The 20,883-nt window shown below is 53.9% G+C and carries 12 protein-coding genes and 3 tRNA genes; 9 read left to right on the top strand and 6 right to left on the bottom strand.

What is annotated here, in order from left to right:
* Positions 1–9 precede the first annotated feature (9 nt).
* From recC to recD, 4 genes are all read left to right on the top strand, one after another.
* Positions 10–3,378, top strand: coding sequence for an exodeoxyribonuclease V subunit gamma (gene recC / locus OGX90_RS19005; RefSeq protein WP_234692771.1), 3,369 nt, complete (start codon positions 10–12; stop codon positions 3,376–3,378).
* 179 nt (positions 3,379–3,557) lie between these two features.
* Positions 3,558–6,446, top strand: coding sequence for a pitrilysin (ptrA, locus tag OGX90_RS19000; protein ID WP_234692770.1), 2,889 nt, complete (start codon positions 3,558–3,560; stop codon positions 6,444–6,446).
* Entirely contained in the window at positions 6,439–9,984 is a 3,546-nt protein-coding gene (gene recB, locus OGX90_RS18995; protein ID WP_286624515.1) for an exodeoxyribonuclease V subunit beta, read from the top strand. Before ptrA ends, recB begins: the two co-directional genes overlap by 8 nt.
* Positions 9,981–11,810, top strand: coding sequence for an exodeoxyribonuclease V subunit alpha (gene recD / locus OGX90_RS18990; protein WP_286624513.1), 1,830 nt, complete (start codon positions 9,981–9,983; stop codon positions 11,808–11,810). Before recB ends, recD begins: the two co-directional genes overlap by 4 nt.
* 97 nt (positions 11,811–11,907) lie before the next feature.
* Here the strand turns inward: recD and argA are convergent, their stop codons facing one another.
* On the bottom strand, positions 11,908–13,239 hold the full coding sequence (gene argA, locus OGX90_RS18985) for an amino-acid N-acetyltransferase (protein WP_286624512.1): 1,332 nt from the start codon (positions 13,237–13,239) through the stop codon (positions 11,908–11,910).
* 235 nt (positions 13,240–13,474) lie between these two features.
* Between argA and amiC the strand changes: the two genes are divergently transcribed.
* A complete protein-coding gene (gene amiC, locus OGX90_RS18980; RefSeq protein WP_003034016.1) occupies positions 13,475–14,728 on the top strand; it encodes an N-acetylmuramoyl-L-alanine amidase AmiC in 1,254 nt (417 codons plus the stop codon).
* Between the two features lie 74 nt (positions 14,729–14,802).
* Here the strand turns inward: amiC and OGX90_RS18975 are convergent.
* From OGX90_RS18975 to OGX90_RS18965, 3 genes are all read right to left on the bottom strand, one after another.
* Positions 14,803–14,879: transfer RNA gene (locus tag OGX90_RS18975), tRNA-Met, on the bottom strand.
* Positions 14,880–14,912: 33 nt separating this feature from the next.
* A tRNA-Met gene (locus OGX90_RS18970) sits at positions 14,913–14,989 on the bottom strand.
* A 152-nt stretch (positions 14,990–15,141) separates the two neighbouring features.
* A tRNA-Met gene (locus OGX90_RS18965) sits at positions 15,142–15,218 on the bottom strand.
* Positions 15,219–15,423: 205 nt separating this feature from the next.
* Here OGX90_RS18965 and mltA point away from each other — a divergent pair.
* The gene (gene mltA / locus OGX90_RS18960; RefSeq protein ID WP_008785702.1) at positions 15,424–16,521 is read left to right on the top strand and encodes a murein transglycosylase A; all 1,098 of its coding nucleotides are present in this window, start codon (positions 15,424–15,426) and stop codon (positions 16,519–16,521) included.
* A 108-nt stretch (positions 16,522–16,629) separates the two neighbouring features.
* Positions 16,630–17,436, top strand: a complete 807-nt coding sequence (gene tcdA / locus OGX90_RS18955; protein ID WP_003825630.1) for a tRNA cyclic N6-threonylcarbamoyladenosine(37) synthase TcdA — start codon at positions 16,630–16,632, stop codon at positions 17,434–17,436.
* A 77-nt stretch (positions 17,437–17,513) separates the two neighbouring features.
* Here tcdA and csdE read toward each other — a convergent pair whose 3' ends face one another.
* Both csdE and csdA read right to left on the bottom strand, forming a co-directional pair.
* A complete protein-coding gene (gene csdE / locus OGX90_RS18950; RefSeq protein ID WP_234692767.1) occupies positions 17,514–17,960 on the bottom strand; it encodes a cysteine desulfurase sulfur acceptor subunit CsdE in 447 nt (148 codons plus the stop codon).
* Complete coding sequence (gene csdA, locus OGX90_RS18945) at positions 17,960–19,165, bottom strand: cysteine desulfurase CsdA (RefSeq protein ID WP_167820628.1); 1,206 nt, start codon at positions 19,163–19,165, stop codon at positions 17,960–17,962. The genes csdE and csdA overlap by 1 nt, the downstream gene beginning before the upstream one ends.
* 192 nt (positions 19,166–19,357) lie before the next feature.
* Between csdA and OGX90_RS18940 the strand changes: the two genes are divergently transcribed.
* Positions 19,358–19,585 carry a YgdI/YgdR family lipoprotein gene (locus OGX90_RS18940; RefSeq protein ID WP_003825635.1) on the top strand — a complete coding sequence of 76 codons (228 nt, stop codon included), beginning with the start codon at positions 19,358–19,360 and terminating at the stop codon, positions 19,583–19,585.
* A 365-nt stretch (positions 19,586–19,950) separates the two neighbouring features.
* Positions 19,951–20,868, top strand: coding sequence for a glycine cleavage system transcriptional regulator GcvA (gcvA, locus tag OGX90_RS18935; RefSeq protein ID WP_003034035.1), 918 nt, complete (start codon positions 19,951–19,953; stop codon positions 20,866–20,868).
* Positions 20,869–20,883 lie beyond the last annotated feature (15 nt).

The raw sequence follows: 20,883 nt of genomic DNA, 5'->3' as shown, positions 1-20,883 counted from the left end.
GGAGTCGCTATGTTAAGGGTCTACCACTCCAACCGTCTGGATGTGCTGGAAGCGTTAATGGAATTTATCGTTGAGCGCGAGCGGCTGGACGACCCCTTTGAGCCTGAGATGATCCTGGTTCAAAGTACCGGTATGGCGCAGTGGCTACAAATGACTCTTGCACAGAAGTTTAGTATTGCCGCCAATATCGATTTTCCGCTGCCCGCGAGTTTTATCTGGGATATGTTTGTGCGCGTGCTGCCGGATATCCCGAAAGAGAGTGCGTTCAGCAAACAGAGCATGAGCTGGAAGTTGATGACGCTGTTGCCACAATTGCTGGATAGCGATGACTTCGCATTGCTACGACACTATCTGACGGACGACACTGATAAACGTAAGCTTTTTCAGCTTTCCTCGCGCGCGGCTGACCTTTTCGACCAGTATTTAGTCTACCGCCCTGAATGGTTGACCCAGTGGGAAGCGGGGCGACAGGTTGAGGGACTTGGCGAGTCTCAGGCCTGGCAGGCACCGTTGTGGAAAGCGCTGGTGGAATACACCGCGGAATTGGGCCAGCCGCGCTGGCATCGTGCCAATTTATACCAACGATTTATTCAGACGTTGGAAAACGCGTCCGAGTGCCCACAGGGACTGCCTTCTCGGGTCTTTATTTGCGGTATTTCGGCGCTGCCGCCGGTTTATTTGCAGGCATTGCAGGCGCTAGGTAAGCACATTGATATTCATCTGCTGTTTACCAACCCTTGTCGCTACTACTGGGGGGATATTAAAGATCCGGCCTGGCTGGCGAAGCTGATGGCTCGTCAGCGTCGGCACAGCTTTGAAGAACGGCATCTGCCGCTGTTTCGTGATAATCAGAAAGCCGAAGGATTATTTAACAGCGATGGCGAACAGGATGTGGGCAACCCGATGCTGGCCTCGTGGGGCAAGCTGGGGCGTGATTACATTTATTTGCTTTCGGAGCTGGAAAACAGTCAGGAACTGGACGCGTTTGTCGACATTACGCCTGACAACCTTTTGCATAATATTCAATCGGATATTCTGGAACTTGAAAGTCATGCCGTGGCGGGCGTTACGCTGGAAGAATATTCCCGTAGCGACAATAAACGCCGGCTTGAGCTGAACGACACCAGCGTGACTTTCCATGTCTGCCATAGCCCACAGCGCGAGGTGGAAATTCTTCATGACCGGCTTTTGGCCATGCTGGAAGCGGACCCAACGCTGACACCGCGCGATATTATCGTGATGGTGGCGGACATCGACAGCTACAGCCCATTCATTCAGTCGGTCTTTGGTAGCGCGCCAGCCGAGCGTTACTTACCTTATGCAATATCTGACCGTCGGGCACGCCAGTCTCATCCCGTCTTACAGGCCTTTATCAGCCTGCTGTCGCTGCCGGATAGCCGTTTTGTCTCAGAGGATGTCCTGGCGTTACTGGATGTTCCCGTGCTGGCGGCGCGTTTCAACATTGATGAAGAAGGGTTGCGCTATCTTCGCTTATGGGTCAATGAATCCGGGATTCGTTGGGGAATTGACGACGATAACGTGCGTGAACTGGAACTTCCACCTACAGGTCAGCATACATGGCAATTTGGTTTAACGCGTATGCTGCTCGGCTACGCGATGGAAAGCTCGCAGGGCGAGTGGCAATCGGTATTGCCTTACGATGAGTCCAGCGGCCTGATTGCCGAGCTGGTAGGGCATCTGGCCTCGTTGCTGATGCAGCTTAATCTCTGGCGTAGAGGGTTAGCGCAGGAACGTCCGCTGGAAGAGTGGCTACCCGTTTGTCGGGAAATGCTTAATGATTTCTTCCTACCGGACGCGGACACCGAAGCGGCAATGACGCTGATTGAACAGCAGTGGCAGGCCATTATTACCGAAGGTTTAGGGGCTGAGTACGGCGATGCTATACCGCTCTCTCTGTTGCGTGATGAGCTAGCCCAGCGCCTTGACCAGGAACGCATCAGCCAGCGCTTCCTGGCGGGGCCCGTTAACATTTGTACGCTGATGCCGATGCGCTCCATTCCGTTCAAAGTGGTGTGCCTGCTGGGTATGAACGATGGGGTTTATCCGCGTCAGCTTGCGCCGCTGGGCTTTGATTTAATGAGCCAAAAACCGATGCGGGGTGACCGCAGTCGTCGCGATGATGACCGCTATTTGTTCCTCGAAGCATTAATCTCGGCACAGCAGACGCTCTACATCAGCTACATTGGCCGCTCTATTCAGGATAACAGCGAGCGCTTCCCGTCGGTGCTGGTGCAAGAACTGATGGACTACATTGGACAAAGCCATTATCTGCCGGGCGATGAATCGTTGACCTGTGATCAAAGCGAGGCAAGGGTAAAAGCGCATATAACCCGTTTGCATACCCGTATGCCCTTTGATGCACAAAACTATTTGCCGGGCGAACAGCAAAGCTATGCCCGGGAATGGCTGCCTGCGGCGAGTCTGTCAGGAAAAGCGCACACGGATTTTGTGCAGCCTCTTCCCTTTGAAATGCCAGAAACGCTAACGCTGGAAACGCTGCAGCGATTTTGGGCACATCCGGTACGCGCCTTTTTCCAGATGCGTTTAAGGGTCAACTTCCGCTCTGAAGAGAGTGAGATCCCGGATACGGAACCTTTCACTCTTGAAGGGTTAACCCGCTACCAGCTTAATCAGCAATTGCTTAATACGCTGGTTGAAGAGAACGATGCTGAACGACTGTTCCGCCGTTTTCGTGCGGCGGGCGCGCTACCCTATGGGCCGTTTGGCGAAATTCTGTGGGATACGCAGCGTCAGGAAATGCAGTCGCTGGCTGAACGCATTATCGCCTGTCGTCAGCCCTGTCAGAGCATGGAAATCGATCTTAACTGTCACGGCGTGCAAATCACCGGTTGGCTGCCGCAGGTGCAAGAGGACGGTTTGTTGCGCTGGCGCCCATCTTTGATAAGCATTGCGCAGGGTGTGCAACTTTGGCTGGAACATCTTGTCTATTGTGCCAGTGGCGGTAGGGGAGAGAGCCGATTGTTCCTGCGTAAAGACGGAGAATGGCGTTTTCCGCCGCTGGATGCAGAACAGGCGCTGCTGTACCTGTCGCAACTCATTGAGGGGTATCGGGAAGGCATGTCGTCACCGTTGCTGGTATTGCCCGAAAGCGGTGGTGCATGGATAAAAACCTGTTATGACGCCGCAAATGATGCCATGTTAGATGACGATGCCACGTTGCAAAAAGCGCGCAGTAAGTTTCTGCAAGCCTATGAAGGCAACATGATGGTACGTGGCGAAGGTGATGATATCTGGTATCAGCGTCTTTGGCGTCAACTGGATGCTGATACGCAGGAGGCTATTGTTTTACAGTCTCAGCGCTACCTGTTACCGATTTTTCGCTTTAATCAGTCATGATGATTGTATAAAAATTGCGCAATTCGATGGCTTCCACTATGATGCGCATTCTGTCACGGACTGATTCTTACAAAGAGAAGATGCTGGCTCGTTCAGCACATAGTCTTGCCCTGTTCAGATCATGTATTTATGCGTGGTTTGTAGTGAACAGGTGAATTCGTTAATGATGAGGTTTGTGAATGCCCCGCAGCACCTGGTTCAGCGCATTACTGTTGTTCGTCGCCCTTTGGGTTCCCGTAAGTCAGGCAGATACCGGTTGGCAGCCTTTAGCTGAAACCATCCGTAAAAGCGATAAAGACACCCGTCAGTATCAGGCTGTGCGCCTTGATAACGGCATGGTTGTGCTGCTGGTATCCGATCCTCAGGCCGTGAAATCCCTTTCTGCACTGGTAGTCCCCGTGGGCTCGCTGGAAGATCCGGACGATCATCAGGGACTGGCGCACTATCTCGAACACATGTGTCTGATGGGCTCGAAAAAATACCCACAGCCGGACAGCCTGGCTGAATTCCTGAAAATGCACGGCGGTAGCCACAATGCCAGCACTGCGCCTTATCGTACGGCCTTCTATCTTGAAGTCGAGAACGACGCGCTGGTGGGGGCGGTGGATCGCCTGGCGGATGCTATTGCCGATCCATTGCTGGATAAAAAATATGCCGACCGCGAGCGTAACGCGGTTAACTCCGAGCTGACACTAGCGCGTACCCGAGACGGGATGCGTATGGCGCAGGTGAGCGCTGAGACGATCAACCCGGCGCACCCAGGTTCGCGTTTCTCTGGCGGGAATCTTGAGACATTAAGCGATAAACCGGGCAACCCGGTGCTGCAAGCATTACAAAAATTTCATGAAAAGTACTACTCTGCGAACCTGATGAAGGCGGTGATTTATAGCAATAAACCGCTGCCAGAGCTGGCGCGGATAGCGGCTGACACCTTTGGGCGCGTACCGAACAGGAATATCGCAAAGCCTGAGATTAGCGTCCCGGTCGTCACTGATGCGCAAAAGGGCATCATCATCCACTATGTTCCGGCAATGCCGCGTAAAGTGCTGCGCGTCGAGTTTCGTATCGATAACAACAGCGCGCAGTTCCGCAGTAAAACCGATGAACTGGTGACCTACCTGATTGGCAATCGTAGCCCGGGCACGTTGTCTGACTGGCTGCAAAAGCAGGGCCTGGTTGAAGGTATTCGCGCAGACTCCGATCCGGTGGTCAACGGGAACAGCGGCGTATTAGCCATTTCCGCGACGTTAACCGACAAGGGGCTGGCGAACCGCGATGAAGTTGTCGCGGCAATCTTTAGCTACCTCAATTTGTTACGCGAGAAAGGTGTCGATAAACGCTATTTTGACGAGCTGGCGCACGTGCTGGATCTCGATTTCCGTTATCCCTCCATCACCCGTGATATGGACTACGTGGAATGGCTGGCTGATACCATGATCCGCGTTCCCGTCGAGCATACGCTGGATGCGGTGAATATTGCTGACCAGTACGATGCGAAAGCCGTTGAGCAACGTCTGGCAATGATGACGCCGCAGAATGCGCGTATCTGGTATATCAGCGCGAAAGAGCCGCATAATAAAACCGCTTATTTTGTCGATGCGCCTTACCAGGTGGATAAAATCAGCGACAAAACCTTTGCCGACTGGCAGCAAAAAGCGCAGGGCATTGCGCTGTCGTTACCGGAGTTGAACCCCTACATTCCGGATGATTTCACGCTGATTAAGACGGATAAAAAATACGCTCACCCAGAGCTGATCGTTGATGAGCCGGATTTACGTGTGGTGTATGCCCCGAGCCAGTATTTTGCCAGCGAGCCGAAGGCTGACGTCAGCGTGATCCTGCGTAACCCGAAAGCCATGGACAGCGCCCGCAACCAGGTCTTATTCGCACTTAACGATTACCTGGCAGGGATTGCGCTCGATCAGTTAAGTAACCAGGCATCGGTAGGTGGAATTGGTTTCTCTACCAACGCTAACAATGGGTTGATGCTTAACGCCAACGGCTACACCCAACGTTTGCCGCAGCTTTTTCAGGCGCTGCTGAGCGGCTATTTCAGCTATACCTCAACGGACGAACAGCTGGAACAGGCGAAATCCTGGTATGCCCAGATGATGGATTCCGCAGAAAAGGGTAAAGCTTACGATCAGGCTATTATGCCGGTGCAGATGCTTTCTCAGGTGCCGTACTTCTCCCGCGACGAGCGACGTAAGCTGCTGCCTTCCATCACCCTGAAAGAGGTGATGACCTACCGCGACGCCTTAAAAACCGGTGCGCGACCTGAATTCCTGGTCATTGGCAATATGAGCGAAGCTCAGACGACGAGCATGGCGCGGGATATCCAAAAACAGCTTGGTGCGAACGGATCACAGTGGTGTCGCAACAAAGATGTGGTTGTGGACAAGAAGCAGTCCGTCATCTTTGAAAAAGCAGGCAGCAGCACGGATTCAGCGCTGGCCGCGGTATTTGTGCCAACCGGATACGATGAATACGCCAGTTCAGCCTACAGCGCTATGTTAGGTCAGATTGTTCAGCCGTGGTTCTACAATCAGCTGCGTACTGAAGAACAGTTAGGCTACGCCGTATTTGCTTTCCCGATGAGCGTTGGCCGTCAGTGGGGAATGGGGTTCCTGCTGCAAAGCAGTGATAAGCAGCCGTCTTACCTCTGGGAGCGTTATAAAGCGTTCTTCCCGACGGCGGAAGCGAAGCTGCGGGCGATGAAACCTGAAGAGTTCGCGCAAATTCAGCAGGCGATTATTGCGCAAATGCTGCAGGCGCCGCAAACGCTGGGGGCAGAAGCCTCACAGTTAAGCAAAGATTTTGATCGCGGCAATATGCGCTTCGATTCACGTGATAAAATAGTGGCTCAGATTAAACTGCTGACGCCGCAAAAACTTGCCGACTTCTTCCATCAGGCGGTGGTTGAGCCGCAAGGCATGGCGATATTGTCACAGGTTTCCGGCAGTCAGAATGGGAAAGCAGAATATGTGCACCCGGTAGGCTGGAAAGTGTGGCAGACCGTCAGCGCGTTGCAGCAAACCTTACCCCTGATGAGTGATAAGAATGAATGATGCCGCTGAGTCCCTTGATCCACTGCGCTTGCCTCTGACGGGCGAGCGCCTGATTGAAGCCTCTGCGGGCACCGGTAAAACCTTTACCATCGCCGCCCTATATTTACGTTTACTGCTTGGACTGGGCGGCTCTGCCGCCTTTCCTCGTCCTCTGACCGTCGAAGAACTGCTGGTGGTCACCTTCACCGAGGCGGCTACCGAAGAGCTGCGCGGTCGAATTCGTAGCAATATTCATGAACTGCGAATTGCCTGCCTGCGTGAAACCACCGACAACCCGCTATATGCCCGTTTGTTAGATGAAATTGCCGATAAAAAACAGGCCGCGCAGTGGCTGCTATTGGCTGAAAGACAGATGGATGAAGCGGCGGTGTTTACCATCCACGGCTTTTGTCAGCGTATGCTCAGTCTTAATGCCTTTGAGTCAGGCATGCTGTTCGAACAGCAGCTGATAGAAGATGAATCGCTGCTGCGCTATCAGGCCTGCGCGGACTTCTGGCGTCGGCACTGCTACCCGCTGCCCCGCGACATTGCGCAGGTGGTTTTTGAAACGTGGAAAGGACCGCAAGCGCTGCTGAGAGATATCGATCGCTATCTGCAGGGGGAAGCGCCGGTTATCAAGGCGCCACCGTCTGATGACGAAACGCTGGCCTCCCGGCATGAACAAATTCTCGCACGCATTAACCAGATCAAGCAGCAATGGTGTGATTCTGTTGATGAGCTGGATGGCCTGATGGAAGCCTCCGGAATTGACCGGCGTAAATTTAATCGCGGTAATCAGGGCAAGTGGATCGAAAAGATCAGCGCGTGGGCGCAGGAAGAAACACAAAGTTACCAGCTTCCTGACGCGCTGGAGAAATTCTCACAGCGTTTTCTGGAAGAGCGAACCAAAGCGGGCGGGATAACCCCTCAGCACCCGCTGTTTGTCGCTATTGATGAACTGCTTAGCGAACCGTTAACTCTCCGCGATCTGGTGATCACCCGGGCGCTGGCGGAGATCCGCTCGGCAGTTGCCGAGGAAAAACGTCGCCGCGGCGAGCTGGGTTTTGACGATATGCTCAGCCGTCTGGATGCGGCGTTGTGCAGTGAAAGCGGCGATGCGCTGGCGACGGCTATTCGTACTCGTTTCCCGGTCGCCATGATCGATGAATTCCAGGATACCGATCCACAGCAGTACCGTATTTTTCGTCGGATCTGGCAGCATCAGCCGGATACCGCACTGCTGCTAATTGGTGATCCGAAACAGGCAATTTACGCGTTTCGCGGCGCGGATATCTTCACCTATATGAAGGCGCGCAGCGAAGTCAGCGCACACTATACGCTTGATACCAACTGGCGTTCGGCCCCCGGCATGGTCAATAGCGTGAATACGCTTTTCAGCCAGATGGACGACGCCTTTATGTTCCGCGAAATCCCTTTCAGCCCGGTAAAATCCGCAGAAAAAAACCAGGCGTTACGGTTTGTTTTGCACGGCGAAACGCAGCCAGCTATGAGTATGTGGCTGATGGAAGGAGAAAGTTGCGGCGTAGGCGATTATCAGAGCTATATGGCCCAGGTGTGCGCCACACAAATTCGCGACTGGCTTAAGGCCGGGCATTCTGGCGCAGCGCAACTGGTAAGTGGCAAAGCATCCAGCCCGGTACGCGCGTCAGATATCAGCGTACTGGTGCGAAGCCGCCAGGAGGCGGCGCTGGTCCGTGATGCGCTGACGCAACTGGCCATTCCCTCTGTCTACCTCTCCAACCGTGACAGCGTATTTGAAACACTGGAAGCGCAGGAGTTGCTGTGGGTGCTGCAGGCGGTGATGACGCCGGAACGTGAGAACACGTTGCGTAGCGCGCTGGCGACCTCAATGATGGGTCTGAATGCGCAGGATATTGAAGCGTTAAATACCGACGAGAATGCCTGGGATGCGGTGGTCGAAGAATTCGACGGCTATCGTCAGATCTGGCATAAACGCGGCGTGATGCCGATGCTACGTGCGCTGATGACGGCTCGCCAGATTGCAGAGAACCTGCTGGCGACGGCGGGAGGCGAACGTCGACTGACCGACATTTTACATATCAGCGAACTGTTGCAGGAAGCGGGCTCGCAGCTGGAAAGCGAGCATGCGCTGGTGCGCTGGTTGTCCCAGCATATTCTTGAACCCGACAGCAACGCGTCCAGCCAGCAGCTCAGGCTGGAAAGCGACAAGCATCTGGTCAAAATCGTCACCATCCATAAATCGAAAGGGCTGGAGTATCCACTGGTCTGGCTGCCGTTTATCACCAATTTCCGCGTTCAGGATCAGGCTTTCTACCACGATCGTAGCTCTTTTGAAGCCGTGCTGGATCTCAGCGATGCTGAGGAGAGCGTTGAGCTGGCCGAAGCAGAGCGTCTGGCGGAAGATCTGCGTTTGCTGTATGTCGCGCTAACCCGTTCGGTATGGCATTGCAGCCTTGGCGTTGCGCCGTTGGTACGACGTCGGGGCGATAAAAAAGGGGATACCGATGTGCATCAGAGCGCACTTGGTCGCCTGTTGCAAAAAGGTGAGCCGATGGATGCCGTGGGTCTGCGTAGCGCGATTGAAGCGCTTTGTAGCAACGATATTGCTTGCCAGACTCCCGCGCAGCCTGACGGTGAACCCTGGCAGGTTGCGCAGGCTGTTAGCAGCGAACTGAGTGCGAAAATACTGCAGCGTAAGCCCGGCGATAGCTGGCGCGTGACCAGTTATTCCGGTCTGCAACAGCGTGGACAGGGTATCGCGCAGGATCTGATCCCACGACTGGATATCGATGCCACAGGCGTCGGTGAGGTTATTGAAGAGTCAGGACTTACACCGCATCAGTTCCCGCGCGGCGCTTCGCCGGGTACGTTCTTGCATAGCCTGTTTGAAAATCTCGATTTTACGCAACCGGTGGATCCGCATTGGGTCGAGGAGCAACTGGCGTTGGGCGGTTATGACGCACACTGGACGCCGGTTTTGACCGAATGGCTGGACGCCATTTTGCAGGCGCCTCTCAACGAGACGGGCGTGAGTTTGAGCCAGCTATCCGCGCGTGAAAAACAGGTGGAGATGGAGTTTTATCTGCCGATTTCGCAGCCGTTGATGGCCAACCAGCTTGATGCGTTAATTCGCCAATACGATCCGCTCTCGGCGGGGTGCCCTGCGTTGGACTTTATGCAGGTTCGCGGCATGCTGAAAGGTTTTATTGACCTGGTATTCCGCCACCAGGGGCGTTATTACCTGCTCGATTACAAATCGAACTGGCTGGGCGAAGACAGCTCCGCCTATACGCAGCAGGCGATGGCCTCTGCCATGCAGGCGCATCGCTACGACCTTCAATACCAACTTTATACCCTCGCGCTGCATCGCTACTTACGCCATCGCATTGCTGATTACGATTATGAACGCCATTTTGGCGGCGTTATCTATCTCTTCCTGCGCGGCGTTGACAGTGAAAATCCGCAGCAGGGAATTTACGCGACCCGACCTGACGGAGAGTTGATTGCGTTGATGGACGAGATGTTTGCCGGTGCGGTGCAGGAGACGATGCTATGACAATCCAGAAACGATTTCTGGAGGCTGTTGAGCAAAAACAGCTCCGGCCTCTGGATGCTCAGTTCGCGCTGGCGGTTGCCGGAAGTGACAACCCTGCCGTTGCGCTGGCTGCGGCGTTGCTCAGTCGTGAAGCGGGAGAAGGGCACGTTTGCTTACCGCTTTCACGGTTATCTCTGAGCGAGGACGCGCATCCTCTGTTAAGCGCCTGGCTCGCTGAAACGGGCGAACCAGAAGACTGGGCGGAATGTCTGCTGGCTTCCAGTGCGGTAAGCCGTGGCGAGCAACCCACGCCGCTGGTGCTGTACGGCGATCGCTTGTATCTGAACCGGATGTGGCACAACGAACGTACGGTAGCTCGCTTTTTCAGTGAAGTGAACCACGCCATTGAAGTGGATGAACAACGGTTGACCCACACGCTGGCGGCGCTGTTTCCGCTATCGGAGGGGGTTAACTGGCAAAAAGTAGCCGCTGCTGTCGCGCTCACCCGCCGGATATCGGTGATCTCCGGCGGACCGGGGACGGGAAAAACGACAACGGTCGCAAGGCTGCTGGCGGCGTTGATTCAAATGGCCGACGGTGAGCGCTGTCGTATTCGACTGGCGGCGCCAACGGGAAAAGCGGCTGCGCGCCTGACCGCCTCACTGGGAGCGGCGCTACGAGAGCTACCGCTAACCGATGAGCAAAAGAAACGCATCCCCGATGACGCCAGTACGCTGCATCGATTATTAGGCGCTCAGCCTAGCAGTCAGCGCCTGCGTCATCATGCGGGAAACCCGTTGCATTTGGATGTGCTGGTGGTGGATGAAGCCTCGATGATTGATTTGCCGATGATGTCGCGCCTTATCGATGCGCTGCCGCCGCACGGACGGGTGATTTTTCTGGGCGATCGCGACCAGCTCGCTTCCGTCGAAGCGGGGGCCGTGCTGGGGGATATCTGTGCTTTCGTCGGTGACGGGTTTACCCCGGAACGCGCCCGCCAGCTCAGTCGCCTGACCGGGAGCGCTATTCCTGCCGGGTCGGGAATTCAGGCAGCAGCGTTGCGCGACAGTCTGTGCCTGCTGCAAAAAAGCTACCGTTTCGGCAGCGATTCCGGAATCGGTCAGTTGGCTGCGGTGATTAATCGCGGCGACAAAACTGCGATAAAAACGGTGTTCCAGCAGGGATTTAGCGACATCGAAAAACGCACGCTACACAGCAGCGAGGATTATGCCGCGATGCTGGATGAGGCGCTGGCGGGATATGGGCACTACCTGGATTTGTTGCACGAGGGTGCCGAGCCGGGGGCTGTCATTCAGGCCTTCAATGAGTATCAGCTGCTATGCGCCCTGCGGGAAGGTCCGTTTGGCGTTAGTGGTTTGAATGAACGCATTGAGCAGGTGATGGCGCAAAAACGTAAAATTCATCGTTCGACCCATAGCCGCTGGTATGAGGGAAGGCCGGTGATGATCGCGCGCAATGACAGTTCGCTGGGATTATTTAACGGTGATATCGGCATTGCCCTCGACCGTGGACAGGGCCTGAGGGTGTGGTTTGCGCTGCCGGATGGTTCTATCAAATCGGTGCAGCCCAGCCGCTTGCCTGAACATGAAACCACCTGGGCGATGACGGTGCACAAATCGCAGGGATCTGAGTTTGACCACGCGGCGTTGATTTTACCCAGCCAGCATTCACCCGTGGTTACCCGCGAGCTGGTCTATACCGCCGTTACCCGCGCGCGTCGCCGCCTGTCGCTGTATGCCGATGAGCGGATATTGAGCCGCGCCATTGCCACCCGTACCGAACGTCGCAGCGGACTGTCAGCATTATTTAATGACGGCATGATGTAGATGTAGGCCGGATAAGCGTCAGCGCCATCCGGCCTAAAAAAGATGTGCCAGCGATGTAGGCCGGATAAGGCAGTTATGCCGCATCCGGCAACCACTCTTACCCCAAATCCGCCATCAGCACTTTTGACCGCCGCTGATAGTTGTACATCTCTTTCTTGCTTTCCGGCAGCAGGTCGATATCCACCGGCGTGAAGCCGCGCTCCTGGAACCAGTGGATGCTGCGTGTGGTTAACACAAACAGCTTGCTCAGCCCCATTTGCCGGGCCTGCGCGGCGATTCGTTCCAGCAACACTTCCCCGCGTGACGAGCTACGGTAGTCCGGATGCACTGCTACACACGCCATTTCACCAATTCTCTCTTCCGGGAAAGGGTACAGAGCGGCACAGGCGATGGTCAGGTTATCACGCTGAATAATCGTGAATTTGTCGATCTCCATTTCCAACTGCTCGCGCGAGCGGCGCACCAGAATACCTTGCTGCTCCAGCGGGCGGATAAGCTCCAGAATCCCGCCGATATCGTTAATGGTAGCGCGACGGATCTGCTCGGCGCTTTCCATTACGATCTGCGTACCGATCCCGTCGCGGGAGAACAGTTCCTGCAGCAATGCACCATCTTCCTGATAGCTGATCAGATGGCAACGGCGTACGCCACTGCGACAGGCCTTCACTGCCCCACGCAGGAAGCGCACCGTGCCGGAGCTGTAATCGCCTTTCTCTTCCTGCAACTCAACGCGAGCCTGAGCTTCGTTAGGAAACAGCTCGGAAATAATATCGCCGTCATCGTTGGTGACACCCTGAGAGGAGCAAAAGCCGATCATTTTCTCGGCCTTCAGTTTGATAGCCAACTGCGTGGCGACCTCTTCTGAGGTCAGGTTAAAGCTCTCACCGGTGACGGAAACGGCGACCGGGCCCATCAGCACAATTGCGCCGCTGTCTAACTGGCAGTGAATGGCATCTTCATCAATACGACGAATACGCCCGCTATGGCAGTAATCTACGCCGTCATCAACGCCCAGCGGCTGAGAGATAATAAAATTACCGCTGACCACATTGATGTGAGCACCCTGCAATGGCGTATTATTCAGGCTCATCGACAGGCGGGCGGTAATATCAAGCTGAAGTAAACCCGCAGCCTGTTTGACCAGCTCCAGCGTTTTAGCGTCGGTAACGCGCGTATTTTTGTGGTACACCGGCTCATGATGATGCGCCGCAAGATTGGCATCAATCTGCGGTCGTGCGCCATAGACCACGACCAGGCGGATGCCGAGGCTATGAAGAAGACCAATGTCATTGACGATACTGGAAAAGTTTTCATGCTCGATGGCTTCGCCGCCCAGCATAATGACAAACGTTTTTCCCCGATGGGTATTGATATAGGGAACAGAATGGCGGAATCCCTGTACCAGTTCGGTTCTACGCTCCTTCACCACGGCACACCCTCATTGCATGATTATTCGTAATTTCTGTATTTTTATTCTGTTTTGGCGCTGTGCGCAAGCGTAATTTTTACCCATGCCGAAGATTTTTCTCAGTAATGCCGTGAATATAAAAAGAATGTTTACCCTTTTATAGATGACAGATTATGCGTCATTCGCTAAAGTTTCCGGTCAATTCGGACGTTTTACGTATTACCTCTTAAAAAGATTTCTTTTGCTCGGGAGAAGCATGTCGGGATCCAATTCAGCAATCAGTCGCCGCCGTTTATTGAAAGGTGCGGGTGCTATGTGGCTTTTGAGCGTCAGCCAGGTGGGTCTGGCGGCCGTGAGTCAGGTCGTTGCCGTACGTATCTGGCCTGCGTCCAGCTACACTCGCGTCACGGTAGAATCTAACCGTCTGCTGAAATACAAACAGTTTGCCCTGAGTAATCCTGAGCGTGTGGTTGTGGATATTGAAGACGTTAATTTGAACTCGGTGCTCAAGGGCATTGGGACGCAGATTCGTCCTGACGATCCGTATATTAAGTCGGCGCGCGTTGGCCAGTTTGATCCAAAGACCGTGCGGATGGTGTTCGAGCTGAAACAGAATGTGAAGCCGCAACTTTTTGCTCTGGCTCCGGTGGCAGGCTTTAAAGAACGTCTGGTGATGGATCTCTATCCCGCGAATGCCCAGGACGTTCAGGATCCGCTGCTGGCATTGCTGGAAGATTACAACAAGGGCGATCTGGATAAACAGGTGCCACCTGCACAAAGTGGCCCGCAGCCGGGTAAAGCGGGGCGCGATCGTCCCATTGTCATTATGCTGGATCCAGGCCACGGCGGAGAAGACTCCGGTGCGGTGGGGAAATACAAGACGCGTGAAAAGGATGTGGTGCTGCAGATTGCCCGCCGCCTGCGAGCCCTCATAGAGAAAGAGGGCAACATGAAGGTCTTTATGACACGAAATGAAGATATTTTCATTCCGCTTAAAGTCCGCGTGGCGAAAGCGCAGAAGCAGCGTGCTGACCTGTTTGTCTCTATTCACGCTGATGCCTTTACCAGTCGACAACCCAGCGGTTCGTCGGTGTTTGCGCTCTCGACCAAAGGTGCGACCAGTACCGCCGCGAAATATCTGGCGCAGACCCAGAACGCCTCGGATCTCATTGGTGGCGTCAGTAAGAGCGGTGACCGCTACGTCGACCACACCATGTTCGACATGGTGCAGTCGCTGACCATCGCCGACAGCCTGAAGTTTGGTAAAGCGGTATTGAACAAGCTTGGCAAAATCAACAATCTGCATAAGAACCAGGTTGAACAGGCCGGGTTTGCGGTGCTAAAAGCGCCGGATATCCCGTCTATTCTGGTCGAAACGGCATTTATCAGTAACGTTGAGGAAGAGCGCAAACTCAAAACGGCGACCTTCCAGCAGGAAGTTGCAGAGTCGATTCTGGCAGGGATTAAAGCCTACTTTGCCGATGGGGCGACGCTGGCGAGAAGGGGATAACAAAAAAGCGCTGAAAAGCGCTTTTTTTATGGGCGACAGAAACAAAAAAACACCCGTTAAGGTGTTTAATGTGTTGGTTGCGGGGGCCGGATTTGAACCGACGACCTTCGGGTTATGAGCCCGACGAGCTACCAGGCTGCTCCACCCCGCGTCACCGTACTGCTTATATTTTATCAAATTTGATTGGTTGCGGGGGCCGGATTTGAACCGACGACCTTCGGGTTATGAGCCCGACGAGCTACCAGGCTGCTCCACCCCGCGTCCGTCTTTTTGCTTCGTATTTCAAACCACATCAGCGTTGGCTTTCCTCGTTCACCTCAGTCACTTACTGGAGTAAGCTCCTAAGGATTCACTGCGTCGCCGCCTTGCTGTGATTCGAACTACTTTGCAAAAATCTTACATCAAATTTTAATTGGTTGCGGGGGCCAGATTTGAACTGACGACCTTCGGGTTATGAGCCCGACGAGCTACCAGGCTGCTCCACCCCGCGTCCGTGGATGCGCACTATACTCTGCTCGCATTTTCATGCAACCCTTTTTTCACCTTGATCACGTTTTTAGGGTGAAAATGAACAAAAACAACGCATTCTGGATTATTTTTTGCTCAAAATTTGCGTTCGGGTATGTATACGCATTTCATTAGGTTCGGGGGTTTGTTATCTTCGTCTCGCATTCAGGCAACATAAGACGAGAACAATGAAAGGACGTTGGGCAAAATATCTTCTGGCGGGAGCTGTAGTCGCGATGCTCGCCGCGTGTTCCTCAAAACCCACCGATCGTGGGCAGCAGTATAAAGACGGGAAATTTACCCAGCCTTTCTCACTGGTGAACCAGCCTGATGCGGTTGGCGCGCCAATCAATGCCGGTGATTTCGCCGAGCAGGTTAATCAAATTCGCAGCGCTTCGCCACGTTTGTACGGCAACCAGAGCGACGTCTACAACGCTATCCAGCAATGGTTACGTGCGGGCGGTGATACGCGCAGTATGCGCCAGTTTGGTATTGATGCCTGGCAAATGGAAGGGGCGGACAACTACGGTAACGTCCAGTTTACCGGTTACTACACACCGGTTATCCAGGCGCGCCATACGCGCCAGGGCGAGTTTCAGTATCCTATCTATCGCATGCCGCCAAAACGTGGGCGCTTACCCTCTCGTGCCGAGATCTACGCGGGCGCGCTAAGCGACAATTATATTCTGGCATACAGCAACTCCCTGATGGATAACTTCATTATGGATGTTCAGGGCAGTGGTTACATCGATTTTGGCGATGGCAGCCCGCTCAACTTCTTTAGCTATGCCGGGAAAAACGGCCACGCCTATCGCAGTATCGGTAAAGTGCTTATCGACCGTGGCGAAGTGAAAAAAGAAGATATGTCGATGCAGGCTATTCGCCACTGGGGTGAAACGCACAGCGAAGCCGAAGTGCGTGAGCTGCTGGAGCAGAACCCATCGTTTGTCTTCTTTAAACCGCAATCTTTTGCTCCGGTGAAAGGGGCCAGCGCGGTGCCGCTGATTGGCCGCGCGTCCGTAGCTTCTGACCGTAGTATCATTCCTGCGGGCACAACGTTACTGGCGGAAGTCCCGTTACTGGACAATAACGGCAAGTTTACCGGCCAGTACGAACTGCGCCTGATGGTGGCGTTAGATGTGGGTGGGGCTATTAAAGGGCAACACTTCGACATCTATCAGGGTATTGGCGCTGACGCCGGACACCGTGCCGGGTGGTATAATCACTACGGTCGCGTATGGGTACTAAAAACAGCGCCGGGTGCGGGTAACGTGTTCAGCGGTTAATTGCCGGATGGCGCTTCGCTTATCAAGCCTACATTATTGAGTAGGCCTGATAAGGCGTAGCCGACATCAGGCAGTCAGACTGCTCGGTATTAATGAATTTGAGGTTCTATGTCTGTGGTTATTAGCGATGCCTGGCGCCAACGTTTTGGCGGTACGGCACGTCTGTATGGCGAAAATGCGTTGCAGCTGTTTGCCCAATCGCACGTTTGCGTGGTTGGGATTGGCGGAGTAGGGTCATGGGCGGCGGAAGCGCTGGCGAGAACCGGTATTGGCGCTATCACACTCATTGATATGGATGATGTGTGCGTCACCAATACAAACCGCCAGATCCATGCGCTGCGTGATAACGTCGGTCTGGCAAAAGCTGAAGTGATGGCGGAGCGTATCCGACAGATTAACCCGGAGTGCCGGGTGAACGTGGTCGATGATTTTGTTACGCCAGATAACGTTGCTGAATATATGAATGCGGGATTTTCGTACGTCATCGATGCGATTGATAGCGTGCGCCCAAAAGCGGCACTGATCGCGTACTGTCGGCGTAACAAAATTCCGCTGGTGACCACCGGTGGTGCGGGCGGACAGATCGATCCTACGCAGATTCAGGTCGTTGATTTGGCAAAAACCATCCAGGATCCGCTGGCGGCCAAGCTACGTGAGCGGCTGAAAAGCGATTTTGGCGTGGTGAAAAACAGTAAAGGCAAGCTGGGCGTGGACTGCGTGTTCTCGACCGAAGCGCTGGTTTACCCGCAGGCGGATGGCTCGGTGTGTGCGATGAAAGCGACGGCGGAAGGGCCGAAGCGTATGGATTGCGCGTCCGGGTTTGGCGCGGCCACCATGGTGACAGCCACCTTTGGCTTTGTTGCTGTCTCCCATGCGCTGAAGAAGATGATGGCGAAGGCCGCGCGTCAGGCCTGATTGTGTCGGATGTCGCTATGCTTATCCGACCTACGGTTCGTGCAGTGTTGTAGGCCGGATAAGACGTATCAGCGTCGTCATCCGGCTTTCTGGGCCGCCTCGAGAATCGCCTCGTTCAGAGCATGTAGTCCCTGGCTACGCGAGGCGCTGAGCTGAGCGCGTAAACCCAGTTCGTCAAATAACGCCATCGGCGCACGCGCCAGTAATTCGGCTGCCGTTTTACCTTCGACCGCGGTGAGTAATACCGCCAACAGTCCACGTACTATTCGACCTTCGCTGTCGCCGTAGAAATGCAGAGTGCCATTCTCATGAAGAGTATGCCCCAGCCAGACGCGGTTTTCGCAGCCCGCAATTTCTTTGGCCTGCGCCTTTAGCGCATCCGGGAGCGCCGGCAACTGCTTACCCAGCAGAATCAGCTGGCGATATTTATCTTCCCACTGAGTAAGCGGGATAAAGGTATTGCGTAACGTCTCTTCGGTTACGGTTGTGCCAAACGGGTGTCCGGCGAACAGAGGGCTTGTCATTAATCCACCAATATTTCCAGCGCGCGGTCGACGGCTGCGACCAACGCATCCACATCGCTTTGGGTATTATAAGGGGCAAATGAGGCGCGTAGTGTTCCGGATACGCCAAGCTCCGCCAGCAGCGGTTGTGCGCAGTGTTGCCCCGCGCGCAGCGCAATGCCATATTCGGCCAATAGAGTGACCATATCGCTGTGATGAACACCCGCGAAATCAAAGGCTAACAGACTGGAGTCCTGGCAGCGGAAGGAACGAAAGCCAGGGCGTTTCGCCAGGGCATCTTCTGCCAGCGTCGCCAGACCCCGGCTCCAGTTTTCGGCCTGCGCAACGTCGACGTCCGCCAGCCATTCGAGCGCCGCGCTTAGCCCGATAACGCCTGCAACGTTAGGCGTACCGGCTTCCAGCTTCCATGGTGCGGGCTTAGTGGTGAAACCGTCAAAACTGACTTCGCTAATCATCTTACCGCCCCCAAGCCAGGGAGACATGGCTTCCAGCAGTTCCGGCTTACCGTACAGCACGCCAATTCCGGTGGGGCCATATAGCTTGTGGCCTGAAAACGCATAGAAATCAATATCCAACTGCTGTACATCGGCAGGGTAATGCACAATCCCCTGGGCACCATCAACCATCACCACCATGCCAGCCGCATGGGCGAGCGTAATGGCGCGGACCAGATCCGGGCAGCCACCGGTGACGTTCGACATTTGCCCGAGCGCCAGAATGCGGCTGCGCGGGGTGATGAGCTGCGTGAGGCGCTCAACGTCTGGCAATAAATGGGGGGTGAGTGGGAGTTTGACAACCTTAGCCCCCGTTTGCTCCGCGACCATCAGCCAGGGAACGAGGTTGGCGTGATGTTCCGCTGCGCTAACGATAATCTCATCACCCGGTTGAAGGCGTGGACGCGCATAGCTTTGGGCAACCATGTTGATCGCTTCCGTTGTGCCGCGGGTCCAGACGATGGTTTTGTCATCCGACGCATTAATCAGGTGTGCGACTTTTTCCCGCGCGGCTTCATAGCGTGCGGTCAGGCGCTGGGCTGCAGCAAACTGGCTGCGATGGACGTTCCCGGCACTCAGGCTATAAAACTGATGGGTAGCTTCAATGACCGCCTGTGGCTTCAGCGCCGTAGCAGCACTGTCGAGATAGACGCCAGCATCGTTGAGTGCGGGAAATTGTGCGCGAAACTGCGCGGGGTTAAAAGCGTTCATGGTATTCCTCAGTTCAGTAAACCGATCGTGGCGCAAAAAGGGCATTGATACAAGGGTTGTGCTAACCATCGGAATACTCTGGATATCCTGGCAAAGCCCGTTCAGTGTCTTATGCTAAATAGCGTTAGGCGAACAATTTTGCCTGTTACGGAGTATGTTTTTAATAGCATAAATCGCTTTAAGGAGAAGAAGATGAAAAAGACTGCCGCCATTATTTCTGCCTGTATGCTGACTTTTGCCCTGAGCGCCTGTTCTGGTTCGAATTACGTGATGCACACCAATGATGGTCGATCAATCGTAGCTGATGGTAAACCACAGACCGATAATGAGACGGGGATGATTTCGTATAAAGACGCTAACGGCAACAAACAGCAGATTAACCGCACTGACGTGAAAGAGATGGTAGAACTGGAGCAATAATAGCCGGTCGGCCATCGACGAAACGTGGACAAAAAAAAGCACCGCAATTTGGCGGTGCTACATTAATCACTATGGACAGACAGGGTAAATGTACAGGAAGTGAAAAAGGGTAGCTTTGCTACCATGGTCTGAATCGCAGACCAATTGCAAACACAACAACACAACATCACAACCGTAAGCCAAAAGCCCACCAGAACACGCATTCCGATAAAACTTTTCGTTCCGGCTTCAGGAAGTGCCGCCACTATAGGTATTTGCTGGTAGAACCTCAACGGACAATTTATAATGGCTCAGATAAAAAAAACTAATAGGTTACAGCCTGTTAGCTAATTGTTAAATTCATTTAACATCAAAGCCTAAAAGTCATGTCAAAACGATTACCACCCTTAAATGCGTTACGTGTTTTTGATGCTGCAGCGCGTCATTTAAGCTTTACTCGCGCAGCAGAAGAGCTTTTTGTGACGCAGGCCGCAGTAAGTCACCAAATCAAGTCACTTGAGGATTTTTTGGGGCTAAAACTGTTTCGTCGACGCAATCGATCTTTGCTGTTAACGGAAGAAGGTCAAAGCTACTTTCTCGACATTAAAGAGATTTTTTCGCAATTAACCGACGCGACGCGTAAACTTCAGGCACGCAGTGCAAAAGGTGCGCTTACAGTTAGTTTATTGCCCAGTTTTGCGATCCAATGGCTGGTGCCCAGACTCTCTAGCTTTAACTCAGCTTATCCGGGAATCGATGTCAGGATCCAGGCGGTAGACCGTCAGGAAGACAAACTGGCTGATGATGTTGATGTGGCGATTTTCTACGGACGCGGCAACTGGCCGGGTCTGCGCGTTGAAAAATTGTACGCAGAATATTTATTGCCGGTCTGCTCTCCGCTGTTGCTTACCGGTGATAAACCGCTAAAGACACCGGACGACCTGGCAAAACACACGTTATTGCATGATGCGTCGCGACGAGACTGGCAAGCCTATACGCGCCAGCTTGGCCTGAATCATATCAACGTACAGCAGGGACCTATCTTCAGCCATAGCGCCATGGTGCTACAGGCTGCAATCCATGGACAGGGGATCGCGCTGGCTAACAACGTCATGGCGCAGTCCGAAATTGAAGCCGGACGTCTGGTCTGTCCGTTTAACGATGTTCTGGTCAGCAAAAACGCATTTTATCTGGTTTGTCATGACAGTCAGGCAGAACTGGGTAAAATAGCCGCCTTCCGTCAGTGGATTCTGGCGAAAGCGGCCACGGAACAAGAAAAATTCCGCTTTCGTTATGAACAATAATTTACGTAGGGTATT

It is taken from the genome of Citrobacter sp. Cpo012 (assembly GCF_030333015.1).
Classification (GTDB): domain Bacteria; phylum Pseudomonadota; class Gammaproteobacteria; order Enterobacterales; family Enterobacteriaceae; genus Citrobacter; species Citrobacter portucalensis.
Note: the sequence above shows the minus strand (reverse complement) of the source record. Positions and strands in the feature narration are given on the sequence as shown.